The 19,913-nt window shown below is 70.7% G+C and carries 19 protein-coding genes; 4 read left to right on the plus strand and 15 right to left on the minus strand.

All coding sequences use genetic code 11. The annotated features are described in order from the left end of the window. Window positions 1-245 precede the first annotated feature (245 nt). Window positions 246-707 (plus strand): universal stress protein, encoded by a 462-nt coding sequence (locus ACIBB8_RS16310; protein WP_398952560.1) that lies wholly within the window; start codon window positions 246-248, stop codon window positions 705-707. A 40-nt stretch (window positions 708-747) separates the two neighbouring features. On the opposite strand, the gene ACIBB8_RS16315 is transcribed toward ACIBB8_RS16310, so the two are convergent. The 4 genes from ACIBB8_RS16315 to ACIBB8_RS16330 all read right to left on the minus strand — a co-directional run bounded on the left by ACIBB8_RS16315 (window position 748) and on the right by ACIBB8_RS16330 (window position 5,587). Next, entirely contained in the window at window positions 748-2,385 is a 1,638-nt protein-coding gene (locus ACIBB8_RS16315; protein WP_398952562.1) for a hypothetical protein, read from the minus strand. 53 nt (window positions 2,386-2,438) lie between these two features. Continuing rightward, on the minus strand, window positions 2,439-3,359 hold the full coding sequence (locus ACIBB8_RS16320) for a carbohydrate ABC transporter permease (protein ID WP_398952564.1): 921 nt from the start codon (window positions 3,357-3,359) through the stop codon (window positions 2,439-2,441). Next, the gene (locus ACIBB8_RS16325; protein ID WP_398952566.1) at window positions 3,356-4,348 is read right to left on the minus strand and encodes an ABC transporter permease; all 993 of its coding nucleotides are present in this window, start codon (window positions 4,346-4,348) and stop codon (window positions 3,356-3,358) included. The genes ACIBB8_RS16320 and ACIBB8_RS16325 overlap by 4 nt, the downstream gene beginning before the upstream one ends. Window positions 4,349-4,471: 123 nt before the next feature. Continuing rightward, window positions 4,472-5,587, minus strand: coding sequence for an ROK family protein (locus ACIBB8_RS16330; protein WP_398952568.1), 1,116 nt, complete (start codon window positions 5,585-5,587; stop codon window positions 4,472-4,474). A gap of 96 nt (window positions 5,588-5,683) precedes the next feature. On the opposite strand from ACIBB8_RS16330, the gene ACIBB8_RS16335 reads away from it, so the two are divergent. Together ACIBB8_RS16335 and ACIBB8_RS16340 are read left to right on the plus strand one after the other, a co-directional pair. Beyond that, window positions 5,684-8,584: a glycoside hydrolase domain-containing protein gene (locus ACIBB8_RS16335; RefSeq protein WP_398952570.1), complete on the plus strand. Its 2,901-nt coding sequence runs from the start codon at window positions 5,684-5,686 to the stop codon at window positions 8,582-8,584. Between the two features lie 244 nt (window positions 8,585-8,828). Next, window positions 8,829-9,395 (plus strand): sigma-70 family RNA polymerase sigma factor, encoded by a 567-nt coding sequence (locus ACIBB8_RS16340; protein ID WP_398952572.1) that lies wholly within the window; start codon window positions 8,829-8,831, stop codon window positions 9,393-9,395. On the opposite strand, the gene ACIBB8_RS16345 is transcribed toward ACIBB8_RS16340, so the two are convergent. Beyond that, the gene (locus tag ACIBB8_RS16345) at window positions 9,329-9,526 is read right to left on the minus strand and encodes a zf-HC2 domain-containing protein (RefSeq protein WP_398952574.1); all 198 of its coding nucleotides are present in this window, start codon (window positions 9,524-9,526) and stop codon (window positions 9,329-9,331) included. The two genes, ACIBB8_RS16340 and ACIBB8_RS16345, sit on opposite strands and share 67 nt — an antisense overlap. Window positions 9,527-9,650: 124 nt before the next feature. On the opposite strand from ACIBB8_RS16345, the gene ACIBB8_RS16350 reads away from it, so the two are divergent. Continuing rightward, the gene (locus ACIBB8_RS16350) at window positions 9,651-10,187 is read left to right on the plus strand and encodes a hypothetical protein (protein ID WP_398952576.1); all 537 of its coding nucleotides are present in this window, start codon (window positions 9,651-9,653) and stop codon (window positions 10,185-10,187) included. Window positions 10,188-10,209: 22 nt separating this feature from the next. On the opposite strand, the gene ACIBB8_RS16355 is transcribed toward ACIBB8_RS16350, so the two are convergent. The 10 genes from ACIBB8_RS16355 to ACIBB8_RS16400 all read right to left on the minus strand — a co-directional run bounded on the left by ACIBB8_RS16355 (window position 10,210) and on the right by ACIBB8_RS16400 (window position 19,884). Next, a complete protein-coding gene (locus ACIBB8_RS16355) occupies window positions 10,210-11,400 on the minus strand; it encodes a sensor histidine kinase (RefSeq protein WP_398952578.1) in 1,191 nt (396 codons plus the stop codon). Next, entirely contained in the window at window positions 11,397-12,878 is a 1,482-nt protein-coding gene (locus tag ACIBB8_RS16360; protein ID WP_398952580.1) for a cation acetate symporter, read from the minus strand. The genes ACIBB8_RS16355 and ACIBB8_RS16360 overlap by 4 nt, the downstream gene beginning before the upstream one ends. Then, entirely contained in the window at window positions 12,875-13,237 is a 363-nt protein-coding gene (locus tag ACIBB8_RS16365; RefSeq protein ID WP_398952582.1) for a hypothetical protein, read from the minus strand. Before ACIBB8_RS16365 ends, ACIBB8_RS16360 begins: the two co-directional genes overlap by 4 nt. A 63-nt stretch (window positions 13,238-13,300) precedes the next feature. Next, window positions 13,301-14,053 carry a LytR/AlgR family response regulator transcription factor gene (locus ACIBB8_RS16370; protein WP_398952584.1) on the minus strand — a complete coding sequence of 251 codons (753 nt, stop codon included), beginning with the start codon at window positions 14,051-14,053 and terminating at the stop codon, window positions 13,301-13,303. A gap of 118 nt (window positions 14,054-14,171) precedes the next feature. Next, the gene (locus tag ACIBB8_RS16375) at window positions 14,172-15,032 is read right to left on the minus strand and encodes an Fpg/Nei family DNA glycosylase (protein WP_398952586.1); all 861 of its coding nucleotides are present in this window, start codon (window positions 15,030-15,032) and stop codon (window positions 14,172-14,174) included. A 42-nt stretch (window positions 15,033-15,074) separates the two neighbouring features. Beyond that, a complete protein-coding gene (locus ACIBB8_RS16380; protein ID WP_398952588.1) occupies window positions 15,075-15,929 on the minus strand; it encodes an amidohydrolase family protein in 855 nt (284 codons plus the stop codon). Between the two features lies 1 nt (window position 15,930). Further along, window positions 15,931-16,242, minus strand: coding sequence for an L-rhamnose mutarotase (locus tag ACIBB8_RS16385; protein ID WP_398952590.1), 312 nt, complete (start codon window positions 16,240-16,242; stop codon window positions 15,931-15,933). Beyond that, on the minus strand, window positions 16,239-17,228 hold the full coding sequence (locus ACIBB8_RS16390) for an aldo/keto reductase (RefSeq protein WP_398952592.1): 990 nt from the start codon (window positions 17,226-17,228) through the stop codon (window positions 16,239-16,241). Before ACIBB8_RS16390 ends, ACIBB8_RS16385 begins: the two co-directional genes overlap by 4 nt. A gap of 121 nt (window positions 17,229-17,349) precedes the next feature. Continuing rightward, complete coding sequence (locus ACIBB8_RS16395) at window positions 17,350-18,759, minus strand: wax ester/triacylglycerol synthase family O-acyltransferase (RefSeq protein WP_398952594.1); 1,410 nt, start codon at window positions 18,757-18,759, stop codon at window positions 17,350-17,352. Window positions 18,760-19,170: 411 nt separating this feature from the next. Beyond that, window positions 19,171-19,884, minus strand: a complete 714-nt coding sequence (locus ACIBB8_RS16400; protein WP_398952817.1) for an FAD:protein FMN transferase — start codon at window positions 19,882-19,884, stop codon at window positions 19,171-19,173. Window positions 19,885-19,913: the final 29 nt, after the last annotated feature.

The following is a 19,913-nucleotide window of genomic DNA, read 5'->3' on the forward strand; positions in this document are numbered from 1 at the left end:
GGGGGGGGGCGCCCGCCACAACCCCCGCACCCCCCCCCCGCCCCCCCCCCCCCGGGGGCCCCCCCCCCCCGGGGGGGGGCCCGCCCCCCCCCCCCCCCCCCCCGGGGCGACCCGGGCCGGTGGCCGCGTTCGGCCGACCGGATCACGTGATGGCCCATCCACTGAAGACGCACGGGGGACGCGCCGGTCAGGGCAGCGGGCAGCCCGGACCGAGGGCAGCGACGGAAGCGGCTAACCTCACTGCCGTGACAGACCAGCAGCCTCACCGGTTCGAACGTGGCACGGACGGTCCGAAAGTGATCGTCGCGGGCCTCGACGGGTCCGATTCGTCGATGCGCGCCGCCGCGTACGCCGCAGGGCTGGCCCGTCGGCAGAACGCCATGCTCGCCCTCGTCTATGTCCAGCCGGTGATGCCCGCGGGTGCCGCGCTCGGCGCACCGGTCGCCGACACGATGGGCGAGGTCGTGGAGGGCCTGGTGAGCGAGATCAGGGCGGCCACGGAGCGGTTCAAGGACATATGGGATGTGCGCTGGGAGTTCCACACCTTCCGCGGTGATCCGTACAGCGGCCTGGTCACCGCGGCAGACGAGCTGAAGGCGGATGCCGTCGTGGTGGGCGCGTCGGAGTCGGCGGGACACCGGTTCATCGGATCGGTGGCGATCCGGCTGGTGAAGGCGGGGCGCTGGCCCGTCACCGTCGTCCCGTGAACGGTGGGCAGCGTCGGGACGGGCCCCGCCTCCGGGTCCGTCAGGCGTTCTTCTCGATGGACTTCTGGAACTCACGGGCCATCCTGTCCAGGCCCCGCGAGCGCCACTCGGTCCAGAACGGCTTCCATTCGCCGGTTTTCCTGCGGCCGCTGACGATGTCGTTGACCAGGTCCGTGGCCTCGGTCGACATACGCCCGTAGTGCTCGGTGTACGCGTCGGAGTAGTGACCCACCGTCGGGTTGGCGATGGCGGTCCCGGTGAGCTTCTGCTCGACGGCGTAGATGTCCTTCACGTCCTGCGGGCCATCGGATCCGGCGAACGTGGAAGGGAGCAATGCGAATGGGGCGGTGGTCGCGGTGGCCAGTCCGCTGTAGAACCCCTCGACCTGCTGCTTCCCCCGGTCGGTGCGCTGCGGGAAGCCCTGCTTGTCGTAGGTGAAGTCGGCCCCCTCTGTGCCGAATTCCAGCAGTTCGCGCTCCTTGGTGCCGAAGGGCGCGGCGAGGTAGTCGAGGACGCCGAGCAGCATCCGTACCCGCTCCTCGCTGCCCTTTTTGATGGCGGTGTAGCCGATGGTGCCCAGGTGGTAATGGTGGTTGGACTGGCGGCCGCCCGCAGCGAACGGGATCAGGATCTCGGCGGCGAGCGAGGGGTCGTTGGTACGGAGGTTGGCACGGGCGCCGGACGGGTTGGCGAACACCGCGGCGCCGATGGAGCCCTGGGCCATCTTCAGATAGGCATCGGCCATCTTCGGGTCGCCCGGGTAGAAAACCCCGGCCTTCTTGAGCTTCAGTACGAAGTCCAGTGCCGCCAGGTACTCGTCGGTCTCCTGCCAGAAGGTGAGTGAGCCGTCCTTGTTCTGCCGCCACTTGTTCGGGGCTCCGAAGCACTGGCTCATCACGCTGACGGCATTGACGTAGATCGGTTCCAGCGCCCAGACCTTGCCGCCGGTGACCTCCTTGCACTTGGCCAGGAACTCGTCGGCACTGCCGGCGGACAGGCCGCCCGCCTTCTCCCAGACGTTGGGGTTGCCGCCATAGACCTGGCCGAACGCGGGGTAGGGACTGGGCGCACCCCAGATCTTGCCGTTGACCACGGCAGTCTTCCAGTGTGCTGGGGTCATCGCGGCGAGGTTCGGGTAGTCCTTGACCGCGTCGCCCGAGACGTAAACGGTGATGTCGGCGCACTTGGATTCCAGCAGCTGGGCGACGTGCTGGATGCCCTGGTTGGGCGGTATCCACATCAGGTCGGGCAGGTCCCCGCCGGCAACAGTGGCGGAGAACTTCTCGTCATACCCGGGGTCTGTGCCCAGGATGGCGGAGAGATCGACACCGAGCGCCTTGTTGACCTTCTGCCAGTGCTCGTTGGAGCCCTTGGGGAGCGGCGGCTGGGTCCAGATCTCGGTGAGCAGGGTGACCTTCGAACCGTCGCCGGGGGCCTTCGGGACGCTCTGGATCAGCTCCTTGGGGTACGAGAGGTAGCCCGCGGAGAGCCCCTTCGCGTTGGGAGGCAGATCGGGCTTGATGCTGGTGCTGGGAACGTACGAGGGAAGCTTCACCTTCCCCGAGGCGGCTTCGCCCTTGGCGGCGGTGGAGGAGCCGCAGCCGGCGAGCGTGGTGGCGGCGCCTGCGGCGACGGCGGTGCTCAGGCCGAGGAAGGTGCGTCGGGACATGCCTGTCATAGGGAATCTCCGCAACGGTGTGAGAAGGCTGGGGACAGATGAGCGGGCATGGGTCAGCCCTTGATGGCTCCGGTGAGTACGCCCTTGGTGAAGTACTTCTGCAGGAACGGGTAGAGCAGCAGAATCGGGATCAGCGCGAGCATGACGACCGCCATGGAGATCGACTGCTGGGGCGGCAGATGGGCCACGCCGAGCTGGTCGGCCGCCATCTGCTTGTTCTGCACCACATAGGTGCGCAGCAGCAGCTGGATGGGCCATTTGCCGGAGTCGTTGAGGTAGAGCATCGCGTTGAAGAAGGCGTTCCAGTACGTCACCGCGTAGAAGAGCCCGACGACGGCGATGACGCCCTTGGAGAGCGGCAGCACGATCCGGGTGAGGATCCGCCAGTCGCCCGCTCCGTCGATCCGGGCGGCCTGGTACAGCTCCTCGGGGATGTTCATGAAGAATGCCCTCATCACCACCAGGTTGAAGGCGTTGACCAGGCCCGGCAGGATCAGCGCCCAGTACGAGTCGAGCAGCCCGAGCTCCTTGACCAGGACGTACATCGGGATCATGCCGGGCGCGAAGAGCAGGGTGAACAGGACGAGCAGCAGCACGGGCTTGCTGCCGGGGACGCCGCGCTTGCTCAGCGCATAGGCCAGGGCGATGGTCGTCAGCAGGGAGAGCGCTGTGCCGACGCCGGTGATCAGGACGCTGACCGTGACGGCACGTGTGACCAGTCCGCCCGAGAGGATGGTGCGGTACGCCTGCAGGGTGGGCTCGGTCGGGAAGAGTACGTATCCTCCGGCTGCCGTGACCTCCTCACGGGAGGCAAGGCTGGTCGAGAGGACGACCAGGAATGGCAGGGTCATCACGGCGACGATGACGGTGAGGACGACAGCTTTGGCAGCCGAGCCCAGCCGGGTCGGCGGCTCCTCCCAGGCGGCCCTGCGGTCGGCGGGCCGGGGCTTCAGGAGAGGCAGTCCGATGGTCATGTGCTGTACACCCCTTGCTCTCCGAATGCATGGGCGAGCCGGTTGGCGCCCCAGATCATCAGTGCGCCGACCACGCCCTTGACCAGGCCGGCAGCGGCGCCGATGCCCCAATCGCCGTAGACCACGCCGTGGTAGTACACGTAGGTGTCGAGGACCTCGGAGGCCCGGGCGCCGACCGCGTCGCGCTGGAGGAGAAACTGCTCGAAGCCGACGGACAGTACGTCGCCGAGGCGCAGCACCAGCAGCATGATCGTGACACCGCGGACGGCGGGCAGGGTGACGTGCCACATGCGCCGCCAGGGTCCGGCGCCGTCCACGGCGGCCGATTCGTACAGACTCTGGTCGACGTTGGCGAGCGCCGCCAGATAGATGATCATGCCCCAGCCGATGTCCTTCCAGATCACCTGTGCGGTGATCAGCATGGGGAAGGTGCTGGGATCGGTCATCACGTCGAGGGCCGAGAGCCCGTGGTCACGCAGGAAGTTGCTGATGAGTCCCGCACCGCCGAGCACCTGCTGGAAGAGGGCGACGACCAGCACCCAGGAGATGAAGTGCGGGAGGTAGACAACGCTCTGGACGAACTTCTTCACGCGGCTGCTGACAACGCTGTTGATGAGCAGCGCGAGGGCCAGCGGGGCGGGGAAGAAGAAGATCAGCTGCAGCGCGGCAAAGGCCAGCGTGTTGCGTACGGACTCCCAGAACGCCGGGTCGGAGAAGATCTCCTGGAAGCTGGCCAGGCCCACCCACGGGCTGCCCTTGAAGCCGATGAACGGCTGGTAGTCCTGGAAGGCAACGATGTTGCCCAGCATCGGCACGTAGAAGAAGGCGGCGAAGAAGAGCAGGCCCGGGGCCATCAGGGCGAGCATCACCCAGTTGTTCCGCAGCCGGACCCGCAGCGGTACGCGGCGCAGCGGGGGCCGGCCGGTCTTCGCCTTGGACGCTGGAGGGGACGCGGCCCGGGGGCTGCGCGTTGTTGCAGGGGATGTCACACGTACTCCCTTGCCTGACGACACGGCGAATTTAGAAACCAACTTTCCGAAAAGAGTGGCCACATCATCGAAGCGTCGACCTGGTACGTCAACAGCCATACAGCCCTGTCGAGTTGGACTTTTCTAAACCGTGTTCTCGATATGTTCCAGTACCAGCCGAGCTGCCCCGATCGCAGTTGACTCCTCGCCGAGCGAGGAGTTCCGGACATTCGGCGCGTTCGGGCAGAGAGCGGAGAGTGACGCGCCGAACGGCTCGCTGAGCAGCGCTCCGGCCCGGGAGATACCGCCGCCCAGCACGACCAGCTCGGGATCGAGGGCGGCGACATGGGGCGCCAGGCATGCGGCGAGCGACTCGGCGAAGGCGCGCAGCGCGTACCGTGCGCCGCCGTCCCCGGCCGCCGCCGCCTCGACCACGGCGCGGGCGGCGCTGTCCCGGGTGGGCAGCTCGGCGCCCTGGTGTCCGGCAGCCCAGTCCAGCAGCCGCCGGTAGGCCGCCGACCAGCCGTCCGGGGGCAGCAGTTCGCCTGCCGCACCGCCGTGCCCCCGGTGGAGCCGCCCGTGCAGCCACAGGCCGATGCCGGGGCGGTTGCCGACGTAGAGGTAGATGGCGTCCCGGACCCCGACGGCTACCCCCCCGGCGCATTCGGCGAAGGTGGCCAGCTGGATGTCGTTGCCCACCAATACTGGGCCCGGGGCACTGTCCGCGAGCTCGCTCCCGAGGTCGAGTCCGGTCCAGCCGGGCAGCGCGGTGCTCCGCACCACCCGGCCCGCGAGGTCCACCATCCCGCTGGTGCCGATGCCGGTGGCCAGTGGGCGCACCCCGGTGCTCTCCGGCCGGGCCAGGCACGCATCGATCGCCCCTCGGACGGTGCCCAGCCGTTCCCGGGCGGTCATGGCGGGGGTGACGGCGGCCCGTTCCGAGGCGACGGTGCGGCCGAGCAGGTCCACGGCCTGCACCAGCACCTTGTGCGCCCCGATGTCCACGCCGATGACATGTCCCGCCTCGGCCCGGAACCGGAAGCGGCGGGCCGGGCGGCCCACGGAACCACTGTTGGCCCGCAGCTCCACCAGTCGGCCCTCGCGCAGCAGCTGCGCCGTGAGGTCCTGGGCGGTCGGCCGGGACACCCCGATCAGCCCGGCAAGTTCCGGCACGGTGACGTCGTCGCGTTCTCGCATCACCCGCAGGGCAGCGGCCGTGTTCAGCCGGCGCAGCAGCGAGGCGTCCCCACCCCGGTCCATGGCGCTCCCTTGACAGCCTGATCGTCGGATCTCCATGGTGTCCCATGGCAATTCAGCAACTTACCTAATAAATAGCGCCCTTGAGGGAGTGCGAACATGGGTGAGCAGGGCCATCCCGAGCTGCAGTGCGGGCTCGGTTCATGGGACAGCGACATGTACGGCAATCACCGGATCCTGGTGCGCGCTCCCTCGGACGGCCCCGTTTTCGGGGCGGAACTGCCGTGGCGGCGCAGGGATCCGGACCCCGGGGCAGTGGACATCCTGGTCCTCGCCCCGTCAGGCCGCCGGGTACGGAACACGGTCCGGATCGAGGTGACGGCCGAGCGCGGCCGGATCGCGTTCGAGCCGGTGGAGGGGCGGGGCGACTACGCCGTGCACTATCTGCCGTACGCGCACACGGGCCGTCCGTACTATCCGCAGGCCGCCTACCGGCATCCGACGCCGACTGCGGACCCCGACTGGGTGCACCGTTGCGGGCTGCACCGGCCGGACGTGATCTGGGCTTCGCTGCCGCGCGCGGAAGCGTTCCGGTACGAGGCCGTGAGCGCCGTCGACTCCTTCGCCCCACTGGGGTTCGCCGCCACGGACGACGAGTGCGAGGCGCTGACCGCGGCTCATCCGGACGAGCCGTTCCTGCTGTTCGGCGAGGACCGCGACCATCCGCTGGGCCGGTACGACCGGCTGCCCGCCACCTGGGCCCGCGCCGTGCCGTCCGCCCCGTTCACGGGTGCGGCGTCACGCGGCGAGTTCTATGTGCTGCAGGCCGGGGTGTACGCGGTGGAGGAGCTGACGGAGCTCCGTACCGAGGTCCGCGGGCTGCCGTTCGCGGTCCGGTCTCTCAGTGCGGGCGGCACCGACGCACGGGGGGAGCCGTTCGAGAACCGGATCGATGTCGGCACGGGGCATGTCCACGCGCTCTGGTTCGGCCTGGACATCCCGGATGCCGCCGAACCCGGTACGTACGAGGGCGAGATCGCCGTACGCGCCCACGGCACCGGGGAGCGCGTGCTGCCGCTGCGGATCACCGTCGGTCCGCAGACCGTTGCCGACCACGGCGCCGGGGACCCCGCCCGGCTGGCGCGGCTGCGCTGGCTGGACTCGACGCTCGGCCAGGACGACGAGATCGTCCCGCCGTTCACCCCGGTGAAGATGGCCGGGAACCGCCTGGAGATCCTCGGCCGGGCAGTGGAGATCGGCCCCGCCGGGTTGCCGCAGCGGCTCACCTCCTCGTTCACCTCCGGGGTGACGGGCACGGACGGTCCGGAACGCGATCTGCTTGCCGGACCGGTCTCGTTCACGGTCGGTCACCCGCTTGACCACGGTCCACTGAGGCTCGACCGGACCGGACCGGCGCGCGGCTGCTGGTCCTGCGAGGCCACCGGCCCGGGTATCCGGCTGCGTACCGAAGGAGCGTTGGAGGCCGACGGCTTCCTCGTCGTACGGACGACTGTCGAGGCGGTCGACGAGCTCGCCCTCGACGTGCGCCTGAACGTGCCGGTCCGGGCGGAGATCGCCCGGTACGCGATGGGTCTCGGGCTGCCGGGGCAGTTCTGCCCGCAGACGTACGACTGGCAGTGGGACACCCCCGTCCACAACCAGGACGCCCTCTGGCTCGGCTCCCCCGCGGCCGGTGTTCAGCTCTCGCTGCGCGACGAGCACTATGCACGGCCGCTGAACACCAACTACTACCGCGAGAAGCCTCTGGTCATGCCTCGCTCCTGGGCCGGCGACGGCAGCGGCGGGGTCCGGCTGCGCACCGAGGACGGGGTGCGGACGGTGAGCGCGTACAGCGGCCCGCTCCGGATGGCCGCCGGGGAGAGCCGCTGCTTCGAACTGCGGCTGCTGCTCACTCCGTTCAAGCCGATCAGGCCCGGACTCCAGCTCGCCGAGCGCTACTTCCATGCGTACGCCGCCCCCGCCGAGGTAGCCGCGTACGGTGCGAATGTCGTCAACATCCATCATGCGACGCCGCCCAACCCGTACATCAACGACCCCCTGCTGGCCGCCGATGTGCTGCGGGACTACACCGCCGAGGCACACCGGCTCGGCATCCGCGTGAAGGTGTACGACACCGTGCGCGAACTGACCCGGCACAACCCGGAGCTGCCTGCCCTCGCCTCGCTGGGCAGCGAGGTCCTGGCGCCGGGGCCCGGCGGCGGACACGCCTGGCTGTGCGAGCACCTGGGCACGGACTACGTCCCCGGCTGGGTGGCCCCCGACGTCGCCGATGTGGCTGTCGTGACCTCGGGCGACTCGCGCTGGCACAACTCCTATGTGTGCGGCATCGACCGGCTCCGCCGCCGGATCAAAATCGACGGACTCTACCTCGACGACGTGGCGTACGACCGGACCACCATGAAGCGGGTCCGCAAGATACTGGCCCGGTCCGGCGACACCGCGCCGCTGATCGATCTGCACTCCTGCAACCAGTACCGGGAGCCGGACGGCTTCGCGTCCAGCGCCAATCTGTACGCGGAGCTGATGCCGTACACCGACCGGCTCTGGCTGGGCGAGCTGTTCGACTACGAGGGGACCGACCCCGCCTACTGGCTGGTGGAGCTCTCAGGGATTCCGTTCGGAATGATGGGCGAGATGCTGGAGGGTGGCGGCAACCCGTGGCGGGGCCTGGTCTTCGGGATGACGGCGCGCGCCCCGATGACCGATGTCCGGCCACTGTGGCGGGCCTTCGACACGCTGCGGTTGCCCGAGGCCGGGTTCACCGGATGGTGGGCGGACGAACAGCCCGTGGCGACCGGCCGGGACGATGTCCTCGCCTCCAGCTGGAAGGGACCGGGCGGAACGGCGACCGCGGTCGCTTCGTGGGCTGCGACTCCGGTGGAGTGCGTGCTGACCAGCTCCGGCGACCCGGTTGCCGCGTACGCACCCGCGATCGAGGGCTTCCAGCCGGAACGCTCGTTCGCGGCAGGCGAGCCGGTCCCGGTGGCGCCGGGCCGGGGGTGGCTGCTGTCCGTACGGCCGGCGTCCGCGCCTCGCTGACCGCCACCGACGCCGCACTCGGCACACCGCACGCCGGCCGAGTGCGGGGTCGCGCGCGCCGCACGATTGCCTGCTCCTGTCCGTTCACCGCCCGGCCGACCGTTCACCGCACCATTCGCCGCTCCGTGCGACCGCTCGTCGCACGCCTCGGTGCTACTTCTGTTCGTCGCGGCCCCGATGCGTTCGTATACGGCGCAGGCAGCGGCGAGGCAGCAGGGGCCTCCGCGGGAAAGGGGCGTTCACCATGACCACGACGACCGATGAGCGGGCCCTCGCGGAGTTGCAGCGCGAACACGGTCCCGCGCTCCTCCACTTCCTGCTCGGTCTGACTTTCGGCGACCGGCAGCGCGCCGAGGATCTGCTCCAGGAGACGCTCGTACGCGCCTGGCAGCACCCCGAGGCGTTCGACAGTCCGTACGAATCGATGCGGCCCTGGCTCTTCACGGTCGCCCGGCGGCTGGCGATCGATGCGCGCAGATCCCGCCAGGCCCGGCCGACCGAGGTCAGCGACCTCGTACTGGAGAGCGCCCCGAACCGGGAGGACACGACGGAGGCGACCGTCGCCGCGCTCGATGTCCGCGAGGCGGTGCGGACGCTCAGCCCGGAGCACCGTGCGGTGCTGGTCCAGATCTACTTCCGCGGGCTGAGCGTGGGCGAGACGGCGCAGGTGCTGGGCATACCGGCGGGCACGGTCAAGTCCCGTTCCTACTACGCGCTGCGCCTGCTCTCCCGCAATCTGCCCGGCTACTCCAGCAGGTCCTCCTCGCTCAGCAGGCCGAGCAGCGACACCGTCTCCGCGACCTCCACATAGTCGGCGGCGCATCCGTCGCAGTCCTGCAGATGCCGCGAGACCTGCCGGGCCTCCCCGTCGGTGAGTGCATCGAGCACGTACGCGCCGAGCAATTGCCGCATGTGCGGTCCCTCCCCGGGATCGGCGGTCATCGCAACCTCATGTCTGTGACGGATCGGGTCGGACGGATCCTGTCCTTCTGGCCACGCGGGGCGCGCTCCCCCGGTTCAATGCTGCGTGTGGCCCGGTGCCGAGATGAGGAAGAGGCGAGACGGGATGCGCCCGGAACATGCGGATGGAACCAGCGGGGGCGGGCTGCTGGTCCCGATGGCCTGGATGTACGCCGAGTACATCGCCGATGAACTGCTGCGGACCGGCGATCTGATGGAGCCGTCGACACTGGAGTACCGAGCGGGGCGCGAGGCGCTCGCCCTGACCATCTTCCTCTCCGACGGGGCGGCGGCCGATGCGCTGCCCGCGACCCGGATGGACGAGCTGCGGCTGCTGACGGCGTACGGGAGCGCCTGGCGCCGCTGGGTCTGCGAACGGCTCGGCGCGACGGCGTCCGGGGTCCCCTCGCAGGTCGGCGGCCGGGGTGTTCCGGATCCCGATCTGGCGCTGGCCCGTCGCGCATGGCGGTGGCTGGACGAGACCGAGCTGCTCGCGGCCGATCTCGACGCGATAGGGCCGCCGCCGTGGGAGCCGCCCGGCACCGAGGGCGACGAGGAGTGGGCGCAGGCGTCGGCCCAGGTGTGGACGCCCGCCTGGCAGCTGGGGCTGCCCCTGGGGCATCTGGCGATCCATCTGCACTGAGCATGGCGGGTGCCTTCGCCTCTCACGAACCGTGAACCCCGGCGCGGTACTTCGGCAGCCGCACCGTGATCTTCATCCCGGCGCCGATGCCCGTCTCGATGACGAGCCCGTAGTCGTCGCCGTACACCTGGCGGAGCCGTTCGTCGACGTTGAGCAGTCCGATGCCGGTGGAGTGTCCTCCTTCGCCGCGCAGGATGTGCCGCAGCCGTTCCGGGTCCATGCCGGTGCCGTCGTCCTCGATGACGACTTCTGCCTCCGAGCCCGCGTCCAGCGCACTGATGGTGATGCGGCTGCGGGTGACGGCGCCTTCGAGTCCGTGCTTGACGGCGTTCTCGACCAGAGGCTGGAGGCACAGGAACGGCAGGGCGACGGGCAGGACTTCGGGGGCGACCTGGAGGGTGACCGCGAGCCGTTCACCGAAGCGGGCCCGGACGAGGGCCAGATACTGGTCGATGGAGTGCAGCTCGTCGGCGAGGGTGGTGAAGTCGCCGTGGCTGCGGAACGAGTAGCGGGTGAAGTCGGCGAACTCCAGCAGCAGTTCGCGGGCCTGCTCGGGGTCGGTGCGGACGAACGAGGCGATCGCGGCGAGGGAGTTGAAGATGAAGTGCGGGGATATCTGGGCACGCAGGGCCCTGATCTCGGCCTCGATGAGCTGCGTGCGGGACCGGTCGAGTTCGGCGAGTTCGAGTTGTACGCAGACCCAGCGGGCCACCTCTCCGGCCGCCCTGGCCAGGACCGCCGACTCGCGCGGGGCGTAGGCGATCAGGGTGCCGAGGACACGGTGGTCAACGGTCAACGGCACGGCGACGGCCCAGCGCAGCGGGCAGTCGAGGTCGTCGCAGTCGCTGTGGAAGGCGGTGTCGCGGCCGCTGGCGAGAAGCCCCTGCACCTGGTCCATGACGTGTCTGCCGTGGTGGTCGCCCTCGCCGTCCCAGACGAGGACCCGGTCCCGGTCGGTGAGACAGAGCGCGTCGGTGCCGAGGAGGGAACGCAGTCTGCGGGCTGACTTGCGGGCGCTCTCCTCGGTGAGTCCGGCGCGCAGCGGGGGCGCGGCGAGCGACGCGGTGTGCAGCGTCTCGAAGGTGGCGTGCTCGACGGGGGTGCCGACGTCGCTGGGGCGGACGGGACGGGCGGTGCGGCGGCCGAGCAGGAACCCGGCGCCGAGCAGGAGGAGCACGAGCAGGACGAGGACGGCGTACGCGGGCCCTGTCATCGGTGCCTCCCGGGCATCAGGGCCTCCGGCAGATGGAAGCGGGTCATCGCGGCATTCGTGCCGGACGGTATGCGACCGGGCGTGGCGAGCGATACCAGGACCATCGCGAGGAAGCCGACCGGCACCGACCAGACGGCGGGCCAGGCGAGCAGGGTGTGCGGCCAGCCGGGCGGGCGCACCGCACCGCTGACGGTGATCGCGACGGACAGGAACGCGGAGCCGCCGCCGAGCACCAGTCCGGCGATCGCGCCCGGCGGGGTGAGCCGCCGCCACCAGATGCCGAGGACCAGCAGCGGGCAGAAGGACGACGCCGATACGGCGAACGCCATCCCCACGGAGTCCGCCACCGGCACCCGGCTGACCATGAGCGAGCCGGCCAGTGGCACACACATGGCGAGAACGGTGGCCAGCCGGAAGTGCCGTACGCCGCGCGAGGGCAGGACGTCCTGGGTGATGACGCCGGCGACGGCCATCGTGAGTCCGGATGCGGTCGACAGGAACGCGGCGAAGGCACCGCCGGCGATGAGTGCGCCGAGCAGGTCCCCGCCGAGCCCGCCGACGGCGCGTTCGGGCAGCAGCAGCACGGCGGCGTCGGCGTCCCCGCCGTGGATCAGCTCGGGGGCGTACAGCCTGCCCAGTGCCCCGTACACGGGCGGCAGCAGGTAGAACACGCCGATCAGGGCGAGGACGGCGACGGTGGTGCGGCGGGCGTCGCGGCCGTTCGGGCTGGTGTAGAAGCGGACGACGACGTGCGGCAGCCCCATCGTTCCGAGGAACGTCGCGATGATCAGCCCGTAGGTCGCGTAGAGCGGATGGTCGGCCCGGAAGACGGACAGCTGCTCGTCGAAGGTGACCCGTGGCCGCCCGTCGCCCTGCCAGGCCAGCACCAGGAAGATCGCAGGAACCAGAAGCGCCGTCAGCTTCAGCCAGTACTGGAAGACCTGGACGAAGGTGATGGACCGCATGCCGCCCGCCGCGACAGCGACCACGACGACGGCTGCGACGAGCACATCGCCGAGCCAGCCGGGCGCCCCGGTCAGGATCTTGAGGGTGAGCCCGGCACCCTGGAGCTGCGGTACGAGGTAGAGCCAGCCCGCCCCCACGACGAGCACGCTCACCAGCCTGCGCACCTGCCGGGATTCGAGCCGCCCCTCCGCGAAATCAGGCAGGGTGTACGCCCCCGAGCGGCGCAGCGGCGCGGCGACGAAGACGAGCAGCACCAGATAGCCGGCGGTGTAGCCGACCGGGTACCAGAGCATGTCGGGGCCGTGCACGAGCACCAGGCCGGCGATGCCGAGGAAGGAGGCGGCGGAGAGGTACTCGCCGCTGATCGCGGCGGCGTTGAGCCGTGGGCGCACGGTGCGGGAGGCGACGTAGAAGTCCGAGGTGGTACGGGAGATCCGCAGCCCGAAACCGCCGACGAGGACGGTGGCGAGGACGACGGCGGCGACGGCCACCACCGCATACGTGCGGCTCACTGTGCGGGGCGGCCTTCCACGAGCCGGGCGAAGTCGCGCTCGTTGCGCTCGGCCCGCCGCACGTACCACCAGGCGGTCAGAGTCAGCGGCGGGTAGGCGGCGAAGCCGAGGACCGTCCAGACGACGGCGGCGCTGCGCAGCGCCGCGAAGACCAGCGGCAGCGTGCCGGCGACGACGGCGAGGACGGTGAACGCGGTGAGCCCGGCGCGCAGCTGGCTGCGCATCAGCGAGCGGACGTAGGCGCCGCCGAGCGCGGTCTGCTCGTCGATCTCCGACTGGGTGCGGTAGCGGGGCAGCGGGCGTACCCGCCGGGGCTCCCCCGTCACCACTTCACGCCGGGGCGTCGACTCTGCGGACATGGGCCCGGAGTGTACGCAGCCGGGGACCGCTCTGGGAAGGTGTCGGACCTGGGTAGTCCCTGGTCAGCGGCCGGTCTGCCGCATGAGCAGATCGCGCAGGGCGCGGGCGTGGCGGCGGCTCACGGCAAGCGATGCGGTGCCGATGCGGACGCTCATGCTGCCCGCGTCGAGCCGCAGTTCGTCGATCCGGCCGAGGGCGACGAGATGGCGGCGGTGAATGCGTACGAAGCCGCGCGAGCGCCAGCGTTCCTCCAGGGTGGTGAGGGGAATCCGGACGAGGTGGCTGCCGCCCGCGGTGTGCAGCCGGGCGTAGTCGCCCTGTGCCTCCGCGTACGCGATGTCGTCGATCGGGATGAACCGGATCACTCCGCCCAGTTCGACGGCTATCTGGTCGGTTGCGGTGTCCTGGACGGAAGCGGAGCGGCCGCCGACCTGTTCGGCGACGCGGCGGACCGCTTCGGCGAGGCGTTCGCGGCGGACGGGCTTGAGGACGTAGTCGACGGCCTTGAGGTCGAACGCGTGGACGGCGAACCCTTCGTGGGCGGTGACGAAGACGATGAGCGGGGGCGCCGCGAACCCGGCCAGCAGCTGGGCGACGTCGAGGCCGGTGAGGCCCGCCATGTGAATGTCGAGGAAGACGACGTCGATGGCGGACGGGTCGTCGGGACCGGCGTCGACGGCGCTGCCGATCCGGCGCAGCGCCTCGGTGGCCCCGGTGGCGCCTTCGGCGCTGCGGATGCGGGGGTCGGCGCGCAGGAGGTAGAGCAGCTCCTCCAGGGCGGGTGCTTCGTCGTCGACGGCGAGTACGCGCAGCATGAGGCCGGAGTGTAGAGCGTGTCCGGAGGTGTTGGCCCCAGTGATTCACGGGTGCGTTCCGTTCGAGGTGCGTGTGGCCGACAGGCGGCAGCTGCTGGAACTCACCCGCTGAGCTGCCCTATCTGAGAAGTCGGGAGAGGCGACGGTCGGCCAGTGGCCTGCCGCAGGTCTGACAGGTCGGGCAGTACTGGAGCGAGAAGCCGCTGAACGAGACCTCCCGGATGATGTCCCCGCAGACGGGGCAGGGTTCGCCCGTGCGGCTGTGGACACGCAGCCCGCTCTTCTTCTCCGCCTTGAGCTTCCCGGCCGGCACTCCGCAGGAGCGTGCGACGGCGTCGCGGAGGGTGGTGCGCAGGGCCGTGTACAGCCGGGTGATGTCGTCGTCGGTGAGGCTCGCGGCGAGTGTGAACGGAGACATCTTCGCGGCGTGCAGGATCTCGTCGCTGTAGGCGTTGCCGATGCCCGCGATCAGGGACTGGTCGCGGAGGGCGCCCTTGATCCGCCGCCGTTCCCCGGCGAGGAGCGCGGCGAACGCGTCCCGGTCGAAGGAGGCGTCGAGCGGGTCGGGGCCGAGGCGGGCGATGCCGGGCACCTCCGCGGGGTCGTGCACGAGGTACACGGCGAGACGTTTGGTCGTGCCCGCCTCGGTGAGGTCGAATCCGTCCCCACCGGTGAGTACGGTACGCAGCGCCAGGGGTCCCTTGCCAAGGCGCGGCGGGGCGGCGGGGAAGCTGTCCTTCCAGTGCAGCCAGCCCGCCCGGGCCAGATGGGTGATCAGATGCAGCGGACCGGCGCCGATGTCCAGGAACTTGCCGCGCCGGGCGATGCCGGTGACGGTGCCGCCCTCCAGGGCGGTGAGCGGTGGGTCGTACGTCTTCAGCACGCTGACCGCGAGCGGCAGGACGCGGGCGATCTCCTTGCCGGTCAGGTTCTCGTCGAGAAAGACCCGCAGCGCCTCGACCTCCGGTAGTTCGGGCATGGGTCCCAGGATGCCGCAGCCCGCCGGCCCCTGCCACCGACCTCAGAGGCCGTAGGTCCGCTCCGCGGTGGTCGCGAAGACCGCCGACCGCTCGTCCGCGCCCAGTCCGTCGGTGAGGGCGCGTGCGGCGTCGACGACCTCCGTATAGCTCGCCGCGAGCCGGCAGACCGGCCAGTCGGAGCCGAACATCAGGCGGTCGGGCCCGAAGGCGTCGAGGACGGTGTCGGCGTACGGGCGGAGGTCGTCGACCGTCCAGGAGCGCAGGTCGGCCTCGGTCACCAGGCCGGAGAGTTTGCAGACGGTGTTGGGCCGGTCGGCCAGCGCCCGGACGTCTTCCGCCCAGGGGTGCAGGCTCCGGGCGGCGATGGGCGGCTTGCCCGCATGGTCGAGCACGAAGGTGAGTTCCGGCAGCAGCGCGGCGGCCCTGACGGTGGCGGGCAGCTGGTGGGACTGGACGACCAGGTCGTAGACGAGTCCGGCGGCGGCCACGGCGGACAGTCCGCGCTGCACCTCGGGGCGCAGCAGCCACTCGGGGTCGGGTTCGCCCTGGACCTGGTGGCGGATGGCTACGAGCCGGTCGCCACCGGGGAGTTCACGCAGGGTGGCGAGGGTGTCGGCAATGCCGGGCGCGGTGAGGTCGGTCCAGCCGACGACGCCCGCGACGAGGTCGTTGCCGTCGGCGAGGGCGAGGAACTCGGGGGTCTCCTCGGGAACGGTGACGGTCTGGACGAGGACCGTGGCGTGCACCCCGGCGGCGCGGGCCTCGGGCTCCAGGTCGGCCAGGGTGAAGGTGCGCCGGAGCGGGGCCAGTTCCTCGCCGGTGATCCACTCCTGGTCGCGTACCGACAGGTCCCACACGTGGTGGTGGGCGTCGACGATCCGTTGCGGGTCGGTCATGTCACAGCTCCCAGGCGACGGGGAGACCGGCTTCGGCGCCGTCCGACGAGTAGTCGTGCGTCACGTCGAGGAGTTCGTCCATCCGGGCCTGCCAGGCCACGTTGACGGGCAGCTGCTCGAGTTCGGCGAGGAGCCGGGCGTAGTCCTCGCATTCGATGACGTGGAACAGCTCGGTGCCACTGCGCCAGATCGTCCAGGAGGTGGCGCCCGCGGCACGGATCGCCGCGGTGAGCTCCGTGGGAACTTCGCGGTGCGCCGCCTCGTACTCCTCGACGCGGTCGGCGCGGACCTTGGTGTGCAGGGCGATTCTCATGGCCGGTGTCCGTCCTCGGTGAGCAGGCCCTCGGCGCGCAGTTCGTCCCAGAGGGCGTCGGGGATCTCGCGGGAGAGCAGGTCGGCGGCGTCGCGTATCTCGTCGGGCGAGCGAGTGCCGACGAGCACGGTGGCGACCGCGGGGTGGGCGAGCGGGTAGTGCAGGGCGGCGGCGCGCAGTGGCACGCCGTGGCCCTCGGCGACGGCCTTGATGCGCAGGGCCCGGTCGAGAAGGGTCAGTGGGGCGGCCGTGTAGTCGTAGGTCGCACCGGGCCGCGGGTCGGCGAGCAGCCCGGAGTTGAAGACTCCGCCGACGACGACGCTGCGGCCGCGTGCGGTCGCCTCGGGCAGCAGCTCGGCGAGCGCGGACTGGTCGAGGAGGGTGTAGCGCCCCGCGCAGAGGACGGTGTCCACATCGGTGTCGCGAAGGAAGCGGGTGAGCATCGCGGTCTGGTTCATGCCCGCGCCGATGGCTGCGACGACGCCTTCCGAGCGCAGCTTCTCCAGGGTCGGATAGGCCTCGCGGAAGGCGGCTTCGGCGTGGTCGTCCGGGTCGTGCAGATAGGCGATGTCGATGCGGTCGAGACCGAGCCGTTCGAGGCTGTCCTCGATGCTGCGGCGTACGCCGTCGGCGCTGAAGTCCCAGCGGCGGCGGTGGGTGGCGGGCACGGCGAAGCCCTCGGAGAGGCCGTCGTACGACGCGATCGGGTCGGCCGGGAGGGGGTCGAGCAGCCGGCCGACCTTCGTGGAGACCACGTACGAGTCGCGCGGCCGGTGACGCAGGGCCGCGCCCAGCCTGCGTTCGGAGAGGCCGAGCCCGTAGTGCGGTGCCGTGTCGAAGTAGCGGACGCCGTCGTCCCAGGCGGCGTCCACGGCGGCGGCGGCCTGGGCGGGGTCGACCTCACGGAAGAGATTGCCGATGGCGGCCGCCCCGAAGGACAGCTCGGTCACCTCGACCGCACTCGTTCCCAGCCTGTTTCGCCGCATGCCGCTGCCGTCCTCACCAATGATCGTTAATTCCTGCGTAACGAATATTCATCGGATCACTTGAACGCGTCAACACCCTCGGCGCCAAGAAATACCGCACCACCGCCAAAACCTGTCCGATCTATCGGGACCTCTGGGTGGGTTGACCGACCGGCAGCAGGTCGAGCAGCTCGCGCAGTTCGTCTTCGGCGCAACAGGCCAGCCGCTCCAGGTCGGGGACCGCCTTGCCGTCGGCCACCAGGCCGATCTGCACCCGGCCGCCGTACGTGGACAGAGCGATGGCCAGCGACTGCCCGCGCGCCAGCGGCGCCATCGGGTAGACGGCCCGCAGCGGGCAGCCGCCCAGCGAGAGCGCCGAGCGCGGCAGGGGCACGCTCGTGACCAGCACGTCGAAGAGCATCCTGGCGGCGCTGCCGGCGAGCGGGGCGCCGAATCGGTGAGCCAGTGAGGGCAGTTGATCGGCGAGCACCGCGACGGCGCCCGCACCCCGCAGTGGTCCGGCGGCCTTGTTGCGGTCCATTGCGGTGCGGACGGTGCGCAGTCGCTCCCACGGGTCGGACTCGGAGACGGGGAGTCCGAGCAGATAGGCGGAGAGCCGGTTCCCGGAAGCCGCGCCGGTGCCGGGCCGGCGCCGGGAGACCGGGACGAGGGCGCGCGGGTCAGCGACGGGCAGCCGCTCGCCGCGCTCCACCATCCAGCGGCGGAGCGCTCCGGCGACGACGCCGAGCAGGACGTCGTTGGTGGTCCCGCCCGCGACCCGGCGGATCCGGTGGACGGACTCGCCGTCCAACTCTGCGGTGGCCAGCCGACGGGTGCCACTGGAGATCGCGGTGAGCGCGGGGGCGCCACGCAGATCGAGGCGGCTGGCCCACACGACGGAGGCACCGACCCCGAACGCCCGCGAGAGGTCCTCGATCCGGCCCAGCGCGAATCCGGCCACCTGGCGCGGCCCCGGCATCCACGAGCGGGGCGGGACCGGGCGCGGTCGGCGGGCGCTCGAACCGCCGCGGGCGCGGGCTCCGAGGGAGGCGATCTCGTCGAAGATCCCGGCGCCGATGGCGACGGCGCGCATGCCGTCGGCGAGCGCGTGGTGCAGCTTGACGAGCACGGCGAAGGGCCCCTCGTCGGCGCCGGAGATGACGTACATCTCCCAGGGCGGCAGCCCCCGCTCCAGCGGCCGCTCCATGAGCTCGCCGGCGAGCCGGGTGGCCCCGGCCATGAAGCCGCCGTCCGGCGACCCGTCGTCCCGGGGCAGCAGCACGCGCTGGACGTGCCGACGGACGTCGAAGTCCTTGTCGACGGACCAGGCGGCGCCGCCGACCGGCAGCAGGACGTCCCGTACGCGCATCCGCAGCCGGGGGATCGCCGCGGCGCGGGCGCCGAGCAGCTCCACCACGGCGTCCGCGGTGACGCCCGGCGCCGGGGCGGGCGCCGGCGAGAAGACGGCGAGCGCGCCGAGGTGCATGGGGTGCGCATCGGTTTCGAGGTGCCAGAAAGCCAGATCGAGAGGTGCCAGTAGTTCAGTGCCCAACGGGTCCTCATGTCATCGAAGGCAAAGTTTGCCGGAGTCAACGCCTGCCGCAGTCGCAGTCAATCGCTCGCGATCGGTTACGGTCAAGTACTGACATGTTACGTTCTGTTACCAACTGGTAGTACGCGTCGCACTCATCGGCGTCAACCATGGCCACGTGTCACTCGCGCCTCGGGACGATGAACTCGCACCACACGCACTTGCCGCTGCCGCGGGGCTCCACGCCCCATGCGAGCCATTGATTGTCCGATTCCTCGAACGATCCCGTCCGACGGACGGCAGGCGGAATGCCTCCGATGAGCGGTTCTCCGCAACCCTGGAGCGCCTTGACGTTGAAGCGGCACGTCCACCACTTCGGCCCGTCCCGGTTGAGCGACCAGGTCATCAGACCCGTCAGCCCGTTTCGGAGGGCTACCAGCCGAACCCACTGGTGCGCCACTCCCGGCCGTCGGGTGTGACGGCGAGCGCCTCGTACCCGTCCAGCGACTCCAGCCAGCCGCGCGCCTCACCGCCCATAGCGAACGCAGCCGTGGCGAAGGCGTCCGTCAGGGTCAGCGCCTGCCCCACCACAGTGATCGACGCGAGGCCCAGGGCCGGGGTGCCGGTGTGCGGGTCGAGGATGTGCGCACCGCGTTCGGCCGTGCCGGAGGTGGCGACTGCCAGATCACGTCCGGACACGACGGTGGCCAGCGCCCCGCCGCGCAGGGGGTGGGCGATACCGATCCGCCAGGGGACGCCGGGGCACGCCTCGCCGCGCAGCTGAAGGTCGCCGCCACCGTTCACGCAGGTGTTGGTCGCGCCGCTCTCGTAGAGCAGCTGCGAGGCGGCCTCGACCGCCCACCCCTTGACCAGCCCGGAGGGGTCGAGGACACCGCCCGGTGTGGCGCTGAACCAGCCGTGGCTGGCCCGGGTGACATCGCCGCACAGGTCGAGGACCTCACGGACCTCCGCCGGACAGGTGCCGAGTCCGGACTCGCCGCGGCTCAGTCGGCTGATGGCACTGTCCGGACGATAGGTGGAGAACACCGCGTCGACGTGGTGCAGCCCGCGCACCGCATCGTCGAGGGCGCGGCGGATCGCAGGGGTGGGCCGGTCCCTGATGTCGAAGGAGAACACCGTGCCCATCACGTGCTCGACATGGCGCATCCCGGGCG

Source organism: Streptomyces sp. NPDC051286, from assembly GCF_044455345.1.
GTDB lineage: Bacteria > Actinomycetota > Actinomycetes > Streptomycetales > Streptomycetaceae > Streptomyces.